Source organism: Aquirufa avitistagni (genome assembly GCF_042715545.1).
Taxonomy (GTDB): Bacteria; Bacteroidota; Bacteroidia; order Cytophagales; family Spirosomataceae; genus Aquirufa; species Aquirufa avitistagni.
The window spans coordinates 31873-47772 of sequence record NZ_JBBKXZ010000002.1 but is presented as its reverse complement, the minus strand read 5'-3'; the positions used below and the strand labels follow the sequence as shown (position 1 = coordinate 47772).

Here is a 15900-nt window from a genome sequence, read left to right as displayed (position 1 = left end):
TTTAGCGTCGATTAAAGATTATAAAATCCAAGTCTTTAGACCCAAAAATAAAATGACCGTTACAGAAATAACAATCATAAAAATGTAGTAGCCTACGTTCCCCGTTTGGATCCGTCGGAATTCTGTAGAAGCATATTGAACAATTTTGCCCACACCCTCTACGATTAAATCCAAAACTAAAAACTCGAAAATTTGATACAAGAAATTACTCAAGAGACTAATTGGGCGAACAATTAGCATGTCATACAATTCATCGATATAGAATTTATGGTATACTACCTTTTGAATTCCTGAAACTGATTCATCCGATCCTGGGACAGATTTCTGCATACCAAAAACATAGATTGCCAGCGCCGCAGGTAAAAAGGCAGCTAATAGTGGCGCTCCTCCTTCTAAGCTTAAGAAATTAACTTCGGCGGCCTCACCAGCTGCAGGAAGTAGTGGGGCTAACCAATGGGCTAAAAATTCATTTCCGCCGGCAAAATGTGGCAAATTGATGATTCCACCTCCGACTGAGAAAATAGCTAAAATGATCAATGGTAGTGTCATCGTCCACGGCGATTCATGTAAATGGTCTGCCTGTTTTTGCGAACCTCTGAATTCGCCGAAGAATGTTAAAATAAATACGCGGAACATGTAGAATGACGTCATGGCTGAACCTAAGATCGCCAACCACCACATGATTGGATCGTGATGATACAAGCTAGCCAATATCTCATCTTTAGAGAAGAAACCAGCAAAAGGAGGTATACCCGCAATGGCAATTGTCCCTAACAAAAATGTTATGTAAGTGATAGGTAAATGACTTTTTAATCCACCCATTTTACGAATGTCTTGCTCGTCGGACATCGCGTGAATCACAGAACCTGCCCCTAAAAACAACAAGGCCTTAAAGAATGCGTGCGTCATGACGTGAAAGAAAGATGCCGTATAAGCTGAGGCACCTAATCCCATAAACATGTAGCCTAATTGGGATACCGTAGAATAGGCTAATACTTTTTTGATGTCGTTTTGGAATAAACCAATTGCTGCACCGAGTAAAGCGGTAGCAAGGCCAATCCAGCCAACAAAATGCAATACGTCTGGACTTAACTCGAACAATACATTAGCGCGGATGACCATGTAGATACCTGCCGTTACCATCGTTGCCGCGTGGATTAATGCCGAAACTGGTGTTGGACCAGCCATGGCATCAGGTAGCCAAGTAAACAACGGAATTTGTGCTGACTTGCCCATGGCACCGATAAACAAACAGAAAGAAATTAAGCCTACATTTTCAGGAACATTGCCTTCGCTAATGGCTGAAAAAATAGCCGTATAATCCGTTGTGCCGAAATCTTGAATTAACAAGAAGATACCTACTAAGAATCCCAAGTCACCTATCCGATTCATGATAAACGCTTTACGCGCCGCATCTCCATAACTATTTTTCTGATTCCAAAATCCGATCAATAAATAGGAGCAAAGTCCTACCCCTTCCCAGCCAATAAATAGCACAGTAAAATTGGCACCTAAAACCAATATCAACATGAAAAATATAAACAGGTTCAAAAAGGCAAAGAATTTGCCCAAACCTGCATCATGAGCCATATAGCCCATCGAATACACATGAATCAACGTCCCTACACCCGTGATAATGAGCAGCATTAGGAGGGACAATTGATCTACTTGAAAAGCAAATGGAATAGACAATTCGCCTAATTTGATCCATTCGGCTAATGTGTAAATCTGCGTTTGGCCGTCAAAATTTAAAAATAATTGCAAGGATAAAGCAAAAGCCACCACAGGTGGAATGGTTCCGATTATACCGGCTAATTGCTTATTTAATTTGGGGAATGCGAGTCCATTTACGAGAAAACCAATAAACGGAAGCAAGGGAATTAAATAGAATAATGACATATGATTAGGCTGATTGAATGTGTGCAGGAATTAATTTTTTAATTTATTAAGCACACCGATATCAATACTTTGAATGTTTCGGTAAATCATAACAATAATGGCTAGGCCTACAGCAACTTCAGCCGCGGCAACTGCCATAATAAAGAAGACAAAAATTTGACCTGCTGGATCTGAAAAATAAGATGAAAATGCGGCCAACAATAAATTGACAGCATTCAGCATGAGCTCAACGGCCATGAATACAATAATTGCATTGCGGCGGGTCAAAACTCCCAAAATTCCAATGCAGAATAAAGCGGAGCTTACAAGAATGTAATGAGTTAGTGGTATTGTACGTAATACTTCTGGAATCGATTGCATAGTCGTTATTTAAATGCATTTATGCGAGGCAAAAATACGAATTAAACTGAATTTTATAGCCCCTAACGTTGAAAACCTTGTAATTTAATTTCAGTCAATTTTCGTTTTGTATCCATCGGGAAATCACCTTTCATCATCCAATCATAATAGGAAGGATCTGATTTAAGTACTTCCAAAATAGGTCTACCAATATGTTTGCCAAAATTAAAAACCGCAATTTGATCTTTGTTGTAAACCATTCGATTGGCAAAATCAATCGAGTTTGAGGCACTCAATTCGTGTAATTTATTCACATCATTTTGAATCGGGAAATACTCATTTCCTTCAGCATCTTTCATGCTGGTGTTTGCATATCGTTTTACTTGTGCATTTAGCACTTCCAACGTAGCTAGCACATCTGCCTCTGCACCATGTGCACCTACCAGCTCCTTGTCGCAATAGAATCTGAATGCAGCTGTTAAATTTCGCGGCTCCATCATGTGGAAAATACGTTGGGCATCCACTAATTTTCGATTTTTCATATCAAAATCTACATCGTTGCGTAGAAATTCTTCAACCAACATAGGTACATCAAATCGGTTCGAATTAAATCCGGCTAAATCACAACCATCTAAAAACGTGGCCAATGATTTCGCTACTTGCTTGAAATTAGGCTCATTTTGAACATCGGCATCATAGATTCCATGAACTAATGAAGCTTCTAATGGAATTGGAATACCGGGATTTACACGTCTCGTTTTTACCTCTACAGAGCCATCAATATTGGCTTTGGCAATCGATATTTCGACGATTCGGTCGCGATTGACCATAATTCCCGTGGTTTCTAAATCGAAAAAGGCCAACGGTCTTTTGAGTTGCAGTTGATGCTCCATAGCTTTTGGAATTTAATAGGCGCAAAGGTAGCTTATTATTACCTTTGTTCGATGAAATTTACCCCTAAAGCAATTTTTTTTGATTGGGATCATACCATTTGGGATCACGATCGAAATGCAAATGAAGTATTAGTAGCATTATTCGACGAATTCAATCTGCCGATTGCCGATAAGAATTATATGTGGAATACATTTCAGCAACTAAATGATTCGCTTTGGGAGGATTATCAAATGGGTCGCATTTCTCAAAAAACACTTCGGGAGACTAGATTTGTGCGTTTTTTTGAGTCACTACAAATAGATGGGCCGGCGCATGAATTTTCAGAAGCTTATTTATATCAAACACCACGAAAAACACATTTGATTGCTGATTCATTTGAGGTGGTCGAAATTCTGGCTCAAAAATACCCACTATATATTTTAACGAATGGCTTTAATGATATTCAATGGGTTAAAATTGAGGGTGCCGGCATGCGTCATTTTTTTAAGGAGGTAATTACTTCTGAAACTACAGGTCACAAAAAACCTGCTCCTGAATTTTTTGATCATGCATTGCAAATAGCGGGAGTTAAACCTGAGGAAGCTTTAATGATTGGAGATCATCCGGTCATTGATATTCATGGGGCAGGACAGGCAGGAATTGCGGGGATTCATTTGAATCAGCGAAATGTAGCTTCCTCATGTGAGATCCAAATTCAAGAAATGCGCGCGTTGCTTGATTGGATCAACTAATTATTCAAAAAGGGAAAGTTGGTTGTCATTCGCTTTCCGATCGACAATCTTTTTGTCGCGAATGAATCGCTTGTTCTCCTCTAAAAAAGCGGTAAACTTTTCGATTTGTTCATACAAGGGATTGAAGTCCATGGTATTTAGATGATAGGATTCTACATATACATCCGTAAAATCTGTAATGACGTAGTCGAGTTGTTCAATACCAAATTTTTGCAGACCTAATAAATATAGGTTTTGGTGATTCTTTAAAAACCTTCCCGGCTCATAGAAAGATGTGCTCTTTAAATCAAAGGCGACATGTTCTCCAACGCCATCCACGTAGCCATAAATTTGGGTGTTTTTATAGCGGGACTCCACATAAAATTGCGTTTTGTATTTATCCGGAATTAGGTTACGTGCTTTGTCGATAATTCCTTCGGCAAATAAATCTTCATTTTCCCCTAAGGTTACAGCTCTTTCGAAATCGACGCCTTTTTGTTGGGCCTTTGTCGTTGGTTTTTTTACGCGATTAATACGCTCAATCATCTCAATTTCATCCACAATTATTTTGCCATGCGCATCACGCGTTTGGTTTAAATACAAGGAGAATGAATTTAAGAGGGTCGGGTATAGTCGAAAAATCATACGTGTTTATCCGATTTGAAGGCGAGAAACAGGAGTATTATTTACCAGATGTGATTCAGTAATTTCTTCAACATCTGCTAGCTGAACATTTCCATAAAATACACCTTCGGGATATACGACCATGGTAGGCCCTTTTCCACAAAAGTCTAGGCATCCTGCTCGTTGAATTCTAATTTTCGTGTCCAAACCCTGTGCTGCCCAGGTAGCTTTAAATTTTTCTACAAGCTCCATCCCATGTCCGGAACCACAACATTTTTTAGGGGCATCTTTGTCATTTGAGCAGATAAATACATGTTTTTCGAAGTGCATTAGGAGATAGGTTTAAGTTCAACAACAATTGGGCAATGGTCAGAGTGCATCGCATCTGGTAATATATAGGCATTGTGAATACGTTCTTTTAACGTGTCCGAGGCGAGGTGATAATCGATGCGCCAACCTAAGTTTTTTCCACGCGCACCAGCACGATAGCTCCACCAGGAATATTGGTGTGGTTCGTCGGAACGAATCAGACGAAAAGTATCCACAAAGCCATTTTGAATGAAATTTTCCATCCATTCTCTTTCTTCGGGCAAAAATCCAGAGCTATTGGCATTTCCCTTTGGATTATGAATATCAATTGCGCGGTGACAAATATTGTAATCACCTGAAATGATCAGATGCGGAATTTGAGTTCGTAGTTTAGATGTATACGCATGGAAGTCGGCCAGCCAATCCATCTTAAATGCTTGGCGTTCATCCCCACTTGAGCCTGAAGGCATATAGACACTCATCACAGAAACATGATCAAAGTCGATACGGATAACTCGGCCTTCAGAATCGTATTTTTCCATGCCACATCCGATTTCAACATGATTTGGTTTGAGCTTGGAAAATATGGCAACGCCAGAATAACCTTTTTTTTGTGCTGAATGCCAGTAGATGTGGTAGCCAAGCGCTTCAATTTCTTGCGTGTCTACCTGTTCACGTTCCGCTTTAAGTTCTTGAATACAAATAATATCAGCTGCTTGTTCGGCCAACCAAGATGTGAATCCTTTTTGGATGGCGGCACGAATGCCATTCACATTGTAACTGATTATTTTCATTTAGATTAAAAGATTTCAGATTCAAAGTAATGCACAATATGTGCTTTCAGCAAGAGATCTTGTTCTTTTAAATTGAGGGTTGGCACAGGTTTAACTAAATTCCAATGTGGCCATCCTTCAGTATCAAGACCCTCTAGCGCATAAAAACCGCTGTAGCTGAGGACTTTACATGTAGCAATGTGCATCAAATCTTGCTTTTGTTCTTTTGTGAAATGTACATGGCCTTGTCCCAACTCTTGTACACCAATCAAAAATAGAACGGATTCTAAATCGGTAGGTCGTTTCTGAAATTGATTTTCAAAAAAGTCTAATACCGCTTCAAATGAAGCGTGCACGATGGCGGGTTCAAATTCCATGGGAATGTTTAGGGAACGACAATAGAAACCTTAAATTTGGATGACTCCAACACGGCTTTTTGTCCTTTGGGATTATTGCCAATAAGTACGAGGTTACCTTCAATTTCCGTATCAGACAGATACGTGATGTTTAGGCGTCCTACCCCATTTTGAACGCCTGAACTGTCGGGCATTTTGGCTTCGTAAAAATTATTTTTATTTCTGAAGTCATCCACATTGTGAATGATATTTCCAATATTTCCAGACTCACCATCTCCAGGAATAAAATAGGTTCCAGTGCCTCTGAGCTGTAATATCTTCACGTAAATAGTTTCTTTCGATTGCTGATTTGTGGCAATCAAACTCAACGTTTTTTGGCCTGATTCAAGACGAACACTTGCTGAGACGGCATCACATTGAATCACGTGTTCACCTTCGTGACCGAATTCTATTGTGCCGACTAAATAACCTTTTTGCGTAGGCGTGTCACTAAATGAATTTTCGAAACTGATAATCAGTACAAATAATCCAAGTCCGGTATAGAGAAAATTGACTGGATTCTCAATAAATGATTTAAAGAAAGAACTGATCCAGTTTGTTTTCATGAAACGCTTAAATCCATACTTACGGGAAGTAGAGTTGCTCATTGCGTTAGAAGATTAATAATAATTAGATCAATTTTATTGGACAACAAAAATACGACAAGTTATTTATCAGGCAATGGTATTTATTGTCCATTTGTAAAATTAATTATTTTAAGGTCATTTGTTCTTTGTTAATTATAGGCAATGATAGGTCGATTTGGTAAATTTGAAAACTCTTTAGCGCCATCATAGTTATTTGGGCTAAGAAATCTAGTTAATTACTTAATTTGAGAGTTCATGAAGTCATTTTCGATTCCTTCGTTATTTAAAAGTAATCTTATTGGTCGAATTAAAGAGGTTCGCCGACTTCGTGACAAACTTAAGCGAGATTTCAGTCCTACCAAACTAGAATTTGGTCCATTAGAAGTTCACCTTTCTCGTCACTTTGGTTTTTGCTATGGTGTAGAGAATGCCGTGGAAACAGCCTATCGCATTATAGAGGAAAATCCGGATAAACGTATTTTTTTACTTTCAGAGATGATTCATAATCCTGCTGTCAATGCAGATTTATTGGATCGCGGGGTACAATTTTTGCAAGACACGAAGGGGGTGCCTCTTATTCCTTATTCTGAACTAAATGCAGATGATATCGTTATTGTTCCTGCTTTTGGTACCACGCTTGAAACGCAAGAACGTCTACAATTACAAGGAATCGATACCTATGCGTATGATACAACATGTCCTTTTGTGGAAAAGGTTTGGAATCGGGCGGATGCGATTGGAAAAAATAACTATACCGTAATTGTGCACGGTAAACCAAGTCACGAGGAAACTAAAGCGACCTTCTCTCATTCGAAGGCGATAACTCCTACCTTGGTCATCAAGGATTTATCACAGGCCAAATTGCTTACTCAATTTATACGGAAAGAAAGTTCTGCTGAGGAGTTCTACGATATGTTTGAAGGGCAATATTCGGTAGGATTTAATCCGGATACAGATTTAGAAAGACTCGGTGTTGTCAATCAGACGACTATGCTGGCCACAGATACGCAAGAAATTGTTGAATATTTACGTGAGGTCATCGTTGATTATTACCATTTAAGTCCAGATCAGGTAACACAACATTTTGCCGATACCCGAGATACCTTGTGCTATGCGACGAATGATAATCAAAGTGCAACGTATGGTTTGTTGCAAGTGGAGGCAGATTTTGCACTGGTTGCCGGTGGGTATAACTCCTCGAATACGGCACATTTAGTGGATTTATGTGATGAGAAATTACCTACTTACTTTATTAAATCCGCTGATCAATTGGTATCTAATCAAGAAGTGATCCACTTTAGTAATCGGAAAAAAGCAGAGATTAATTCGGTGGATTTCATCCCCAATAAAGAAAAGGTAGTCGTTTTATTAACTTGTGGGGCTTCCTGTCCAGACGCAGTAATTGAGGAAATACTTCGAAAATTAGTCTCTTTTTTCCCAGGAGCAATTTCGCCTGATGATGTGGTAGCTACTTGGGAGGCCCAACTTAGTAACTAGCTAAAATCTTGTTGACCGCCGGTAAGTAACCCTCGCCAAACAAGTTTACATGTACCATCAGTGGGTACAAATTATAGAGTGGAATGCGCTCGTGAAATCCCTTTTCAATAGGAAATGTGGCATGATAAGCCTCATAAAATTTCGTATCAAAACCGCCAAACATAGTTGTAAATGCTAATTCAGCCTCGCGTAATCCATAGTAGCAGCATGGGTCCACGAGTGTGACAAGTCCTTGTTCATTCACCATCGCATTTCCCGACCATAAATCTCCATGAATTAAAGCAGGCGCCTCATGTGGCAATAAATCAGGTAGTTTCTCGTAAAGTCTTTGAAAGTTTTCAGCTAATTCAGGAGTGATTTTTCGATCATATAAGGCACGGTCAACCTGTTTGTTGAGTCGGTTTTCTATAAAAAATTCTACTCCGTCTTTTTTCCACGAATTTTCCTGGGTAGCAGCACCAATAAAATTAGTGTAGTCTAGCCCATGTCCAAGGGAAGAAGTGTTTTTATGTAAATGCGCTAATTTTTCACCAAAATCATGCCAATAATTTGCATGCTTATCTGCTGATTCTATGCACTCCATCATCAAATATTCCTTTTCATCGAGTTGGCCAACTCCCAATACTTGAGGCACCTGAATGGCACCCGTAGCATGGATCATTTGTAAATTTTTGGCCTCTGCTTCAAAAAGTCCTTGATGGTCGCCTTGCGTCCACTTAATGAAATATTCGGTGTTTTTAACGCGCAACCTAACTGCCAAATTGAAATTCCCCCCATAGAAAAATTGGAAGTCATCGATTTGAGTTGACTCCCCAGTATGTTTGCTCAATATTTGGGCAATAAACTGATATTGTTCTTGGGATTGTTGTGACATAGCTATCGGATCAAGGGCAAAGCTAGGAATTATTTTTGGGCTGTACTGCTTTTTTGAATAAAGGTACGGTGCTACAAGGCTCGCCAAAAAAAATGCTTTTCGCAACGGGTTGTAGTTTTTGCATTAATGCCACATAGGCATCTGTAGGCACAGACTCCTTTGAACAGCCTTTGATGACGATTCGTGTATCTTGAAATTCTGCCGCATCAATCGACTCAATTTTGCTTAGATATAACGTTTTTTCTAAATCAGCCAGATTGCCAAAAATGGCCAAACGTGCGACAGGGTTGAGGTAGGTGGCCGCCAACATATATGCCCACGTGGGAATAATGGCGTCTGCAGTACAACCGATGGCCACGAATTTGTCTTGGTATGCCGACCAGTCATGCCCGGCCAAAAATTCACGGTACTCTTTTTCTTTCAAGGCTAAACCCATGAAAAGGAGTGGAGCTAAATCGAAAAAGATCCGGTCGCCAGGCGTGCGCATGGTTTCTAAATCCAATTGGATTAAGCCACTTTGATTAACGCGATTGATGATAGGTTCTTCCATATTAACTTTTGGATGTTTTGGGTTTTGTACCCATAAATTCTTTTAAATAGTTTGGCTCTGTCGTTACAATTGGCGCGAATACGTTGTTCTGAAATTGCTCGAATGCGAGTAATCCCATGTTTTTTGCTTCAGGATATGGGTGCGCCTCCGAAAATTCAATCAGGGGATGTTGGCATGTTTCCTGCCACTTCATAGCGCCATTCCCGAATGCTATCATCTTTTGATTGATCGATTGAAATGTGTCTGGTTCCAAAATGACCGCTTGAGTTTCTAAGGCAATTGTCTTGTTATGTGGATCCAAAATAGCAGCATAAACTTCCATACGCCTAGCATCGATCATGGGGAGTAAAAGGCTATTCGGCTTTTTTCCCCAAGCCGCGGCCATGATTTCCAATGTATTTAGGGTAATTAGTGGGAGGTCAAGGCCAAAGCAAAGTCCTTTGGCTGTCGCTAATCCAATGCGTAATCCTGTGTATGAACCTGGTCCATTCGAAATGGCAATGGCAGCTAATTGGTTTGCTTGTATTTCAGCTTGCTGAAGCGCCTGTTCGATTAATCGGGTTAATTTTTTGCCATGAACTCCTTCTTCTTGCGACTCACATGAATAGCATAACTTTCCATCCTGATGTAGCGCAACAGAACAGAGGGGAGTCGTCGTTTCGATGGAAAGAATATAACTCATTAGCTTATTTTAACGTCAAAATGGACTGGAATTTATTCGGTTTCTGCAACAAGGATTCACCCGCTTGAATGATGGGATCATGGGTATTTGCCCATTGATTTACCCCTTTCTGCAAATAATAATGTAAAATAATTTCTTGGCTTATCAATTGTTTCAATTCCTCTTGATTGGCTTGAATCTCTTGGTGTAAGGTGATTTTTTCCCCTGCCTTTGCAGCTAGTAAAGACTGATTCAACGTGGCATATGCTGGGTCTTTTTCGGTAGCGGCTAGTAAGGTTTTTACTTGGGATTGAATGGTACTTTCGAAGGTAAAGTCACTTTGTATGAGCCAAGATTCAAAGCTAACAAGATCTGATTGCGTGAATTCAAATTTTGCTGCGGATGAAATGCTTGGATTTTTGATTCGATAGGCTAGTGCGAAAAGATATATTTTATATTGTTTAAGCAGTGCATGTATGAAGGACGATTGCTGTGATTTAAGCACAACCTGATCTGGTGTAATTCCACCACCTTCCACTACTTTACGCCCATTTTTGGTTAGAAATGTGCGATTCGTTGAATCCGCATGTGTGATCGCAGATCCATTTTTGTATTCGACAGCTTGAATGCAGCGTCCACTTGGCGTATAATATTTTGCTGTCGTGATTTTAATTTTAGTGTGAAACGGCAAATCACGTGTGACCTGTACAAGTCCTTTGCCATAACTTTTTTGACCGATAATGACCGCCCGATCATAATCTTGTAAAACACCTGCCACAATTTCTGCTGCAGATGCTGAATTTTTATTGATCAAAACAACCATGGGTGTTTCGGTATCAAAGCTGGCGTTTAGGCCCGCATAGGATTTATTCCATTCTTCAATTTTCCCACGCGTTTCAACAATTTTTGTTCCCTTGGGTAGGAACAAATTACAAATGTCAATGGCCTGAGTAAGGAGTCCACCCGGATTATTGCGTAAATCTAATATGAGGGACTTCATCCCTTGTTGTTTTAGGGAAACTAGCGCACTTTTCATCTCTTTAGCTGCACTAGCGTTAAATTCGTCCAATTGAATGTATCCGATTCCTGGTTGGATTATTCCAAAATAGCTAACATTTTTAATCTGAACAGTGGCACGTGTCAAGGTTATTTTTTGCGTGCTTTGTGCCCCAGGTCTTTGTATTTCGATCACTAAAGGGGCATTTTCCGCTCCTTTCATTAGTTGGGCAGGATCTGTTTCTATTTTGGATGTGATACGGATGTCATTGATTGCGATGAGTTGATCGCCAATCTGTAATCCAGCTTTTTCAGCAGGGCTATCAGATTCAATAAAAGTAATGTGATGTTGTTGATTAATCTCGCTGAGCTGAATACCAATCCCTTGGTACTTACCTGTTGTCATTAACAAAAAGTCTTCCAGCTCATCCTCTGGATAAAAAACGGTGTAGGGGTCGAATGATTTAAGTAATGCATCCACGGATGTTTGCATGGCCTTTTGAGGATCTACTTCATCCACATAATACTTATTCAGTTCTTTAAAAACAGATGCGTAGATGTCAAGATTTTTGGCAATTTCAAATAATCGATCATTGGTGGCAACGAATGAAGCTGATGCTAACGAAATCCCTAGCACCAAGCTGAAAATAAAGAAGTACCTCTTTTTCGTAAATCTCATGATTTTGCTGTGCTAAATTCCTTCAATATGGATTCCATGCGTTTTTTGATCAGGTCATACGGTTCAATTGCGGACCCAATATAAACAAAACCCATGTAGCAAGGAAGCGCTTGAAAGTCGTCCCCTTCGAAAAAGGGCTTGGTAAGTCTGTAGGCCTCTCGGATCCGGCGTTTGATCAAATTACGATCAACTGCTTTTTTGAATTTACGCTTTGGGACAGATATAACGATTTGGGGCTTGTTGGGGCTCGTACCTGAAGGAGTTACCTGGTACAAAACTCGAAAAGGATAGACAAATCGGTTGTGTACCGTTTGGCTATCCTTTTGGAATAAAGAATCTATAATTTTGAGTTGCGTTAAACGCTCTGATTTCGGAAAATTAAATTTCACGGCAAGAATACTTTTTAAGTAACAGCTAGCCAGAAATCAGCTCTACTCTAATCTATGGCTTATTTACCTCTCTTCTCGTCAGAAACAGATAATTTATGACGACCTTTTGCGCGACGTGCAGTTAACACACGACGACCATTTGCAGTAGACATACGCTCACGGAATCCGTGCTTGTTCTTTCTTTTACGTACTGAGGGTTGGAACGTTCTTTTCATTGCTTTATTAATTTAAATCCGACCGTTAGCATCGAATTGGGTTTGCAAAGGTACGTAAAAATATATTTTTGTCAAGCCCCAAGTAAAAAAAATATAATATTTAAATTTGTTCTTTGTCCCACACCGTGAAAGTATCCATTTTAACTGTCGCTTATCAATCGGCTGCTACCTTAAGGCAGACCATCGATAGTGTATTAAGTCAAGATTATTCCAATATCGAATATTGGGTCATCGATGGAGGTTCCAATGATGGTAGTGTAGAGATCTTGGAATCCTATGCGGGAAGAATTCATTTTATTTCTGAAAAGGATTCGGGCATATATGATGCCTTGAATAAAGGTTTAGCGCGTATATCTGGTGACATAGTAGGCGTAATCGGAGCTGATGATTTTTACCCAACCTCTGACGTCGTTTCATCCGTTGTAGCTAGTTTTCAGTCAAATCAAACCGATGCCATTTACGGCGATATTCAATTTGTAGATCCTGAATCCATGCGTGTGGTGCGGTACTGGAAAGCCGGAGCGTATCAAGTCAAAAATTGGCTTTACGGCTGGATGCCACCTCATTTGTCATTTTATGTCAAGCGAGATGTATATGAGCGATTGGGGAATTATCGAACAGATTTTACGTGTGCTGCCGACTATGAGTGGATGTTACGGGCGCTGTATAAACATCGGATATCTGTTGCGTACTTGCCTAAATTACTGATGACAATGCGTAACGGTGGAACAAGTACGGCTTCGTGGAAGCATCGCTGGGTAGCCAATCGCGAGGATCGCAAGGCTTGGGCGTTAAATGATTTAAAGCCATATTTTTTTACGGTAACACTCAAGCCCATTCGTAAAATCATTCAATTGTTTCAATAAAAAAAACCTCTTCAGTTTCCTGGAGAGGTTTTTTGTGTGTGAAGTCAAACGAAAGTTAAACTTTGATTTCAACATCTACACCTGAAGGCAATTCTAATTTCATCAACGCGTCTACTGTTTTGGCAGAAGAAGAGAAGATGTCAATTAAACGCTTATACGTACATAATTGGAATTGCTCACGCGCTTTCTTGTTCACGTGTGGTGAACGCAAAACAGTAAATTTCTCAATTTTTGTAGGTAATGGAATCGGGCCTGAAACAACAGCACCTGTAGCTTTAACCGCCTTAACGATTTTTTCAGCTGATTTGTCAACCAATGTATGGTCGAACGACTTCAACTTAATGCGAATTTTTTGATTCATAAAATTTGGTTCATTAGGTGTATACCGCGCGAAAGAACCATTAACTCCGCTGGGTATTTTACTCGACTGCAAAAGTATATCATAAAAGGCTGACTACCAAATCTCTGCTAGAATTTTTGTCGGGCCACCGCTTGTTGCAATTCCTTATCAAATACGGATTTGCTCGCTGTAAATAGCTTTTTATCTAAAATATTCAAGCGATTCATGGCCTCTTTGGCATAATCGATTTCACCCATTTTCAACGCCTGAAGTGCATAAATCCATTGGAAAACGGCCTCATTTTCATTCCACCGAGCCGCTTGCAAGCTGGCTTCATATGCTTGTTTTTCTCTTTTATTGGTATTCAAAATCAGGATTGCTTCTTGCAGTATGTCGGGTTGGAATGGATATGCTTCAATGGCCAAAAGAGCAGATTTCAAGTCTTTCTTGGGAAGTTGGCCGCGAGTCATCCGCATAGATTTTCGCCAATAATCAACAATGTTTTTGTAGGCATCTAGTTTTCCTGTTGCATCTGAATCCACAACAAGGCTGAGTTTCTCGAGTGCGCGCAATGGTTTTTGATGATAGTAATCCTGCCAAGCATCGAGCAGAAGTAGTTCAGGGAAAATTGTATTTCCGTATCCTTTTGCAATCCATCGCTGCGTGGGCAATATGTCTAGTTTGCCTTTGAAATAAAGCATGGAGTTGTAAATGTTTGCCCAATCGCGCAAATCGCCTGTTGGATCAAGGTTTTCAATCGAAGGGGTGTCGGTCGCAAAAGTGCCGTTTTTGAGTAAAATGGCAAGTTTATTGGTATGAATGGAGGGATTATCTATTGGCAAATCTAGTATGACCTTTTTCTGGGAATATAATAGGTTAGCTTGCGCTAGTGCATTTTTTGGAAAGGCTAATGCTGCTTTTTGGTAAAAATATTGGGCCGAGTCTACAATCTGAAGACTTTCATAGGTGCGAGCCATTTGGGTCAATATGCGCAGGTTTTCGGGGAAGATTTGGTTAGCCTTTTGCAGTGTAAAAAGTGCTTGAAAGTACTGATTTTCTTGTTGGAATATATTGGCCAATCCCACATAGCTTGCGTCTGTCGGATGTTTCAATTGGCTAGTACTCAAATAATAGGCAGCAGTTTCAAGATCATGCGCTTCCAAGGCTAAATTTGCTAACCGAAAGCTACTTTGTCCATTTAATTTACTGTGCCCCATCGCATGTTGATAGGCAAATTCTGCTTGCTTTTTATCATGCAGCAACCAGGCAATATCGCCAGATTGATTTGCAAGCGCAGCTTTGACTTGATGCCAGGCGCTTCCATTCCGAGCAAATACCCAGGCGATACTTAGGATACAAATACCGATGTAAATTAGGTTCAATGGTACCCGAGGCGCTTTATGTGTAATCTTGTATACAGGTAGATTCTGGCGGATGGGTGTTTGAAAATTACTAATCAGGAAAAGTGGGAAAAGTATGGCCATGGTTAAATGGCATATCAAGGTCCAATGTTCCCATGCTGCGATGCCAGCGTCATTCCCGAGCGAAGCCCAGTTAAAGAGGACTGCTATGGCAATGAATCCAAGGCCAATGCGGAGAAGTCCATGGTGTTTATCGTCCCATAGGAATAAAATCCAACTTGCGATTCCGAAAAGGATTGGAGGTATATGCAGTCCTAAATCCCAATAAAGATGTGTATTTGCGTAGCTGAGAAATAAATTTCCCGCATAAAATCCAGCTAGAATCGTCCAATTTTTTAAGCTAAGTGAATAAGAATTCGTGTGTCCAATCTGAAAAATAGCTTGGGGTATCGCTGATGAGGACAAAATTGATAGCGCCATGAGGGCAGCAATACCAAGCATATTTAGTTGATCCGAGAGAAAGAGGAGTAGTTCTGTTGTATTTATTTGTGGTAATGACCAAAAAATAATACCTAATCCAAGTACTAGGCCGCTACCTAGGTAGTCCCACGAAATGCGTGTTGATTTTTTGAATAAAACAATAAGTACGCTGAGACCGATGCTAAATAGGGAAAAGGAAATTACCAGCGGCCAGGAAGCAGGTGTAATGACGGATAAATTGAACGACTGGCGAACAAATAAGATCGTTGACTGTAATTGTAAAGCTTGGTTTTGGTCAACAGTTCCTTGGTCTGGGATTAATTCGCTTATTTCATTGACTTGAATAAGTTCGGGTTTTAGCCAGAATAAAAATACGAGGCAAGAGAGGCAAAGGTAGCTTAGAAGGCTAAGAACTATCGTTTGAATTTTTTGTTGCACGATTTTGGCTGAATTTTAAAAATC

19 protein-coding genes are annotated in these 15900 nt (G+C 39.9%); 3 read left to right on the top strand and 16 right to left on the bottom strand.

Translation table 11 applies throughout. The features are described from left to right. Positions 1 to 18 precede the first annotated feature (18 nt). From nuoL to U0R10_RS06010, 3 genes are all read right to left on the bottom strand, one after another. Entirely contained in the window at positions 19 to 1899 is a 1881-nt protein-coding gene (gene nuoL / locus U0R10_RS06020; protein ID WP_377983056.1) for an NADH-quinone oxidoreductase subunit L, read from the bottom strand. 30 nt (positions 1900 to 1929) lie between these two features. Beyond that, positions 1930 to 2259 carry an NADH-quinone oxidoreductase subunit NuoK gene (gene nuoK, locus U0R10_RS06015; protein ID WP_377983055.1) on the bottom strand — a complete coding sequence of 110 codons (330 nt, stop codon included), beginning with the start codon at positions 2257 to 2259 and terminating at the stop codon, positions 1930 to 1932. Between the two features lie 62 nt (positions 2260 to 2321). Beyond that, positions 2322 to 3131, bottom strand: a complete 810-nt coding sequence (locus U0R10_RS06010; RefSeq protein ID WP_377983054.1) for an exonuclease domain-containing protein — start codon at positions 3129 to 3131, stop codon at positions 2322 to 2324. Positions 3132 to 3182: 51 nt separating this feature from the next. On the opposite strand from U0R10_RS06010, the gene U0R10_RS06005 reads away from it, so the two are divergent. Further along, positions 3183 to 3863, top strand: coding sequence for a YjjG family noncanonical pyrimidine nucleotidase (locus U0R10_RS06005; RefSeq protein ID WP_377983053.1), 681 nt, complete (start codon positions 3183 to 3185; stop codon positions 3861 to 3863). Here the strand turns inward: U0R10_RS06005 and U0R10_RS06000 are convergent, their stop codons facing one another. Genes U0R10_RS06000 through U0R10_RS05980 form a run of 5 tightly spaced genes read right to left on the bottom strand, consistent with a single transcriptional unit; the run spans position 3864 to position 6551 of the window. Then, positions 3864 to 4487: a hypothetical protein gene (locus U0R10_RS06000; protein ID WP_377983052.1), complete on the bottom strand. Its 624-nt coding sequence runs from the start codon at positions 4485 to 4487 to the stop codon at positions 3864 to 3866. Between the two features lie 6 nt (positions 4488 to 4493). Beyond that, positions 4494 to 4796 (bottom strand): (2Fe-2S) ferredoxin domain-containing protein, encoded by a 303-nt coding sequence (locus U0R10_RS05995; protein WP_377983051.1) that lies wholly within the window; start codon positions 4794 to 4796, stop codon positions 4494 to 4496. Beyond that, a complete protein-coding gene (locus U0R10_RS05990; protein WP_377983050.1) occupies positions 4796 to 5569 on the bottom strand; it encodes an exodeoxyribonuclease III in 774 nt (257 codons plus the stop codon). The genes U0R10_RS05995 and U0R10_RS05990 overlap by 1 nt, the downstream gene beginning before the upstream one ends. 5 nt (positions 5570 to 5574) lie before the next feature. Continuing rightward, positions 5575 to 5925, bottom strand: a complete 351-nt coding sequence (locus U0R10_RS05985; RefSeq protein ID WP_377983049.1) for a hypothetical protein — start codon at positions 5923 to 5925, stop codon at positions 5575 to 5577. A gap of 8 nt (positions 5926 to 5933) precedes the next feature. After that, on the bottom strand, positions 5934 to 6551 hold the full coding sequence (locus tag U0R10_RS05980) for a hypothetical protein (RefSeq protein ID WP_377983048.1): 618 nt from the start codon (positions 6549 to 6551) through the stop codon (positions 5934 to 5936). A 234-nt stretch (positions 6552 to 6785) separates the two neighbouring features. On the opposite strand from U0R10_RS05980, the gene U0R10_RS05975 reads away from it, so the two are divergent. Next, positions 6786 to 8027 carry a 4-hydroxy-3-methylbut-2-enyl diphosphate reductase gene (locus tag U0R10_RS05975; protein ID WP_377983047.1) on the top strand — a complete coding sequence of 414 codons (1242 nt, stop codon included), beginning with the start codon at positions 6786 to 6788 and terminating at the stop codon, positions 8025 to 8027. Here the strand turns inward: U0R10_RS05975 and U0R10_RS05970 are convergent. Genes U0R10_RS05970 through rpmH form a run of 6 tightly spaced genes read right to left on the bottom strand, consistent with a single transcriptional unit; the run spans position 8017 to position 12391 of the window. Beyond that, positions 8017 to 8901 (bottom strand): fructosamine kinase family protein, encoded by an 885-nt coding sequence (locus U0R10_RS05970; RefSeq protein WP_377983046.1) that lies wholly within the window; start codon positions 8899 to 8901, stop codon positions 8017 to 8019. The two genes, U0R10_RS05975 and U0R10_RS05970, sit on opposite strands and share 11 nt — an antisense overlap. A 22-nt stretch (positions 8902 to 8923) precedes the next feature. Continuing rightward, positions 8924 to 9451 carry a DUF2480 family protein gene (locus U0R10_RS05965; RefSeq protein ID WP_377983045.1) on the bottom strand — a complete coding sequence of 176 codons (528 nt, stop codon included), beginning with the start codon at positions 9449 to 9451 and terminating at the stop codon, positions 8924 to 8926. Between the two features lies 1 nt (position 9452). Further along, positions 9453 to 10133, bottom strand: coding sequence for a tRNA (adenosine(37)-N6)-threonylcarbamoyltransferase complex dimerization subunit type 1 TsaB (gene tsaB, locus U0R10_RS05960; RefSeq protein WP_377983044.1), 681 nt, complete (start codon positions 10131 to 10133; stop codon positions 9453 to 9455). 4 nt (positions 10134 to 10137) lie between these two features. Then, on the bottom strand, positions 10138 to 11787 hold the full coding sequence (locus U0R10_RS05955) for a S41 family peptidase (protein WP_377983043.1): 1650 nt from the start codon (positions 11785 to 11787) through the stop codon (positions 10138 to 10140). Next, on the bottom strand, positions 11784 to 12176 hold the full coding sequence (locus tag U0R10_RS05950; RefSeq protein WP_377983042.1) for a ribonuclease P protein component: 393 nt from the start codon (positions 12174 to 12176) through the stop codon (positions 11784 to 11786). The genes U0R10_RS05955 and U0R10_RS05950 overlap by 4 nt, the downstream gene beginning before the upstream one ends. Before the next feature lie 59 nt (positions 12177 to 12235). Continuing rightward, positions 12236 to 12391, bottom strand: coding sequence for a 50S ribosomal protein L34 (rpmH, locus tag U0R10_RS05945; RefSeq protein ID WP_127802947.1), 156 nt, complete (start codon positions 12389 to 12391; stop codon positions 12236 to 12238). Between the two features lie 125 nt (positions 12392 to 12516). Between rpmH and U0R10_RS05940 the strand changes: the two genes are divergently transcribed. Continuing rightward, the gene (locus U0R10_RS05940) at positions 12517 to 13257 is read left to right on the top strand and encodes a glycosyltransferase family 2 protein (protein ID WP_377983041.1); all 741 of its coding nucleotides are present in this window, start codon (positions 12517 to 12519) and stop codon (positions 13255 to 13257) included. Between the two features lie 55 nt (positions 13258 to 13312). Here U0R10_RS05940 and rpsJ read toward each other — a convergent pair whose 3' ends face one another. Continuing rightward, entirely contained in the window at positions 13313 to 13618 is a 306-nt protein-coding gene (gene rpsJ / locus U0R10_RS05935; RefSeq protein ID WP_092014386.1) for a 30S ribosomal protein S10, read from the bottom strand. 107 nt (positions 13619 to 13725) lie between these two features. After that, positions 13726 to 15876 carry a tetratricopeptide repeat protein gene (locus tag U0R10_RS05930; RefSeq protein WP_377983040.1) on the bottom strand — a complete coding sequence of 717 codons (2151 nt, stop codon included), beginning with the start codon at positions 15874 to 15876 and terminating at the stop codon, positions 13726 to 13728. Positions 15877 to 15900: the final 24 nt, after the last annotated feature.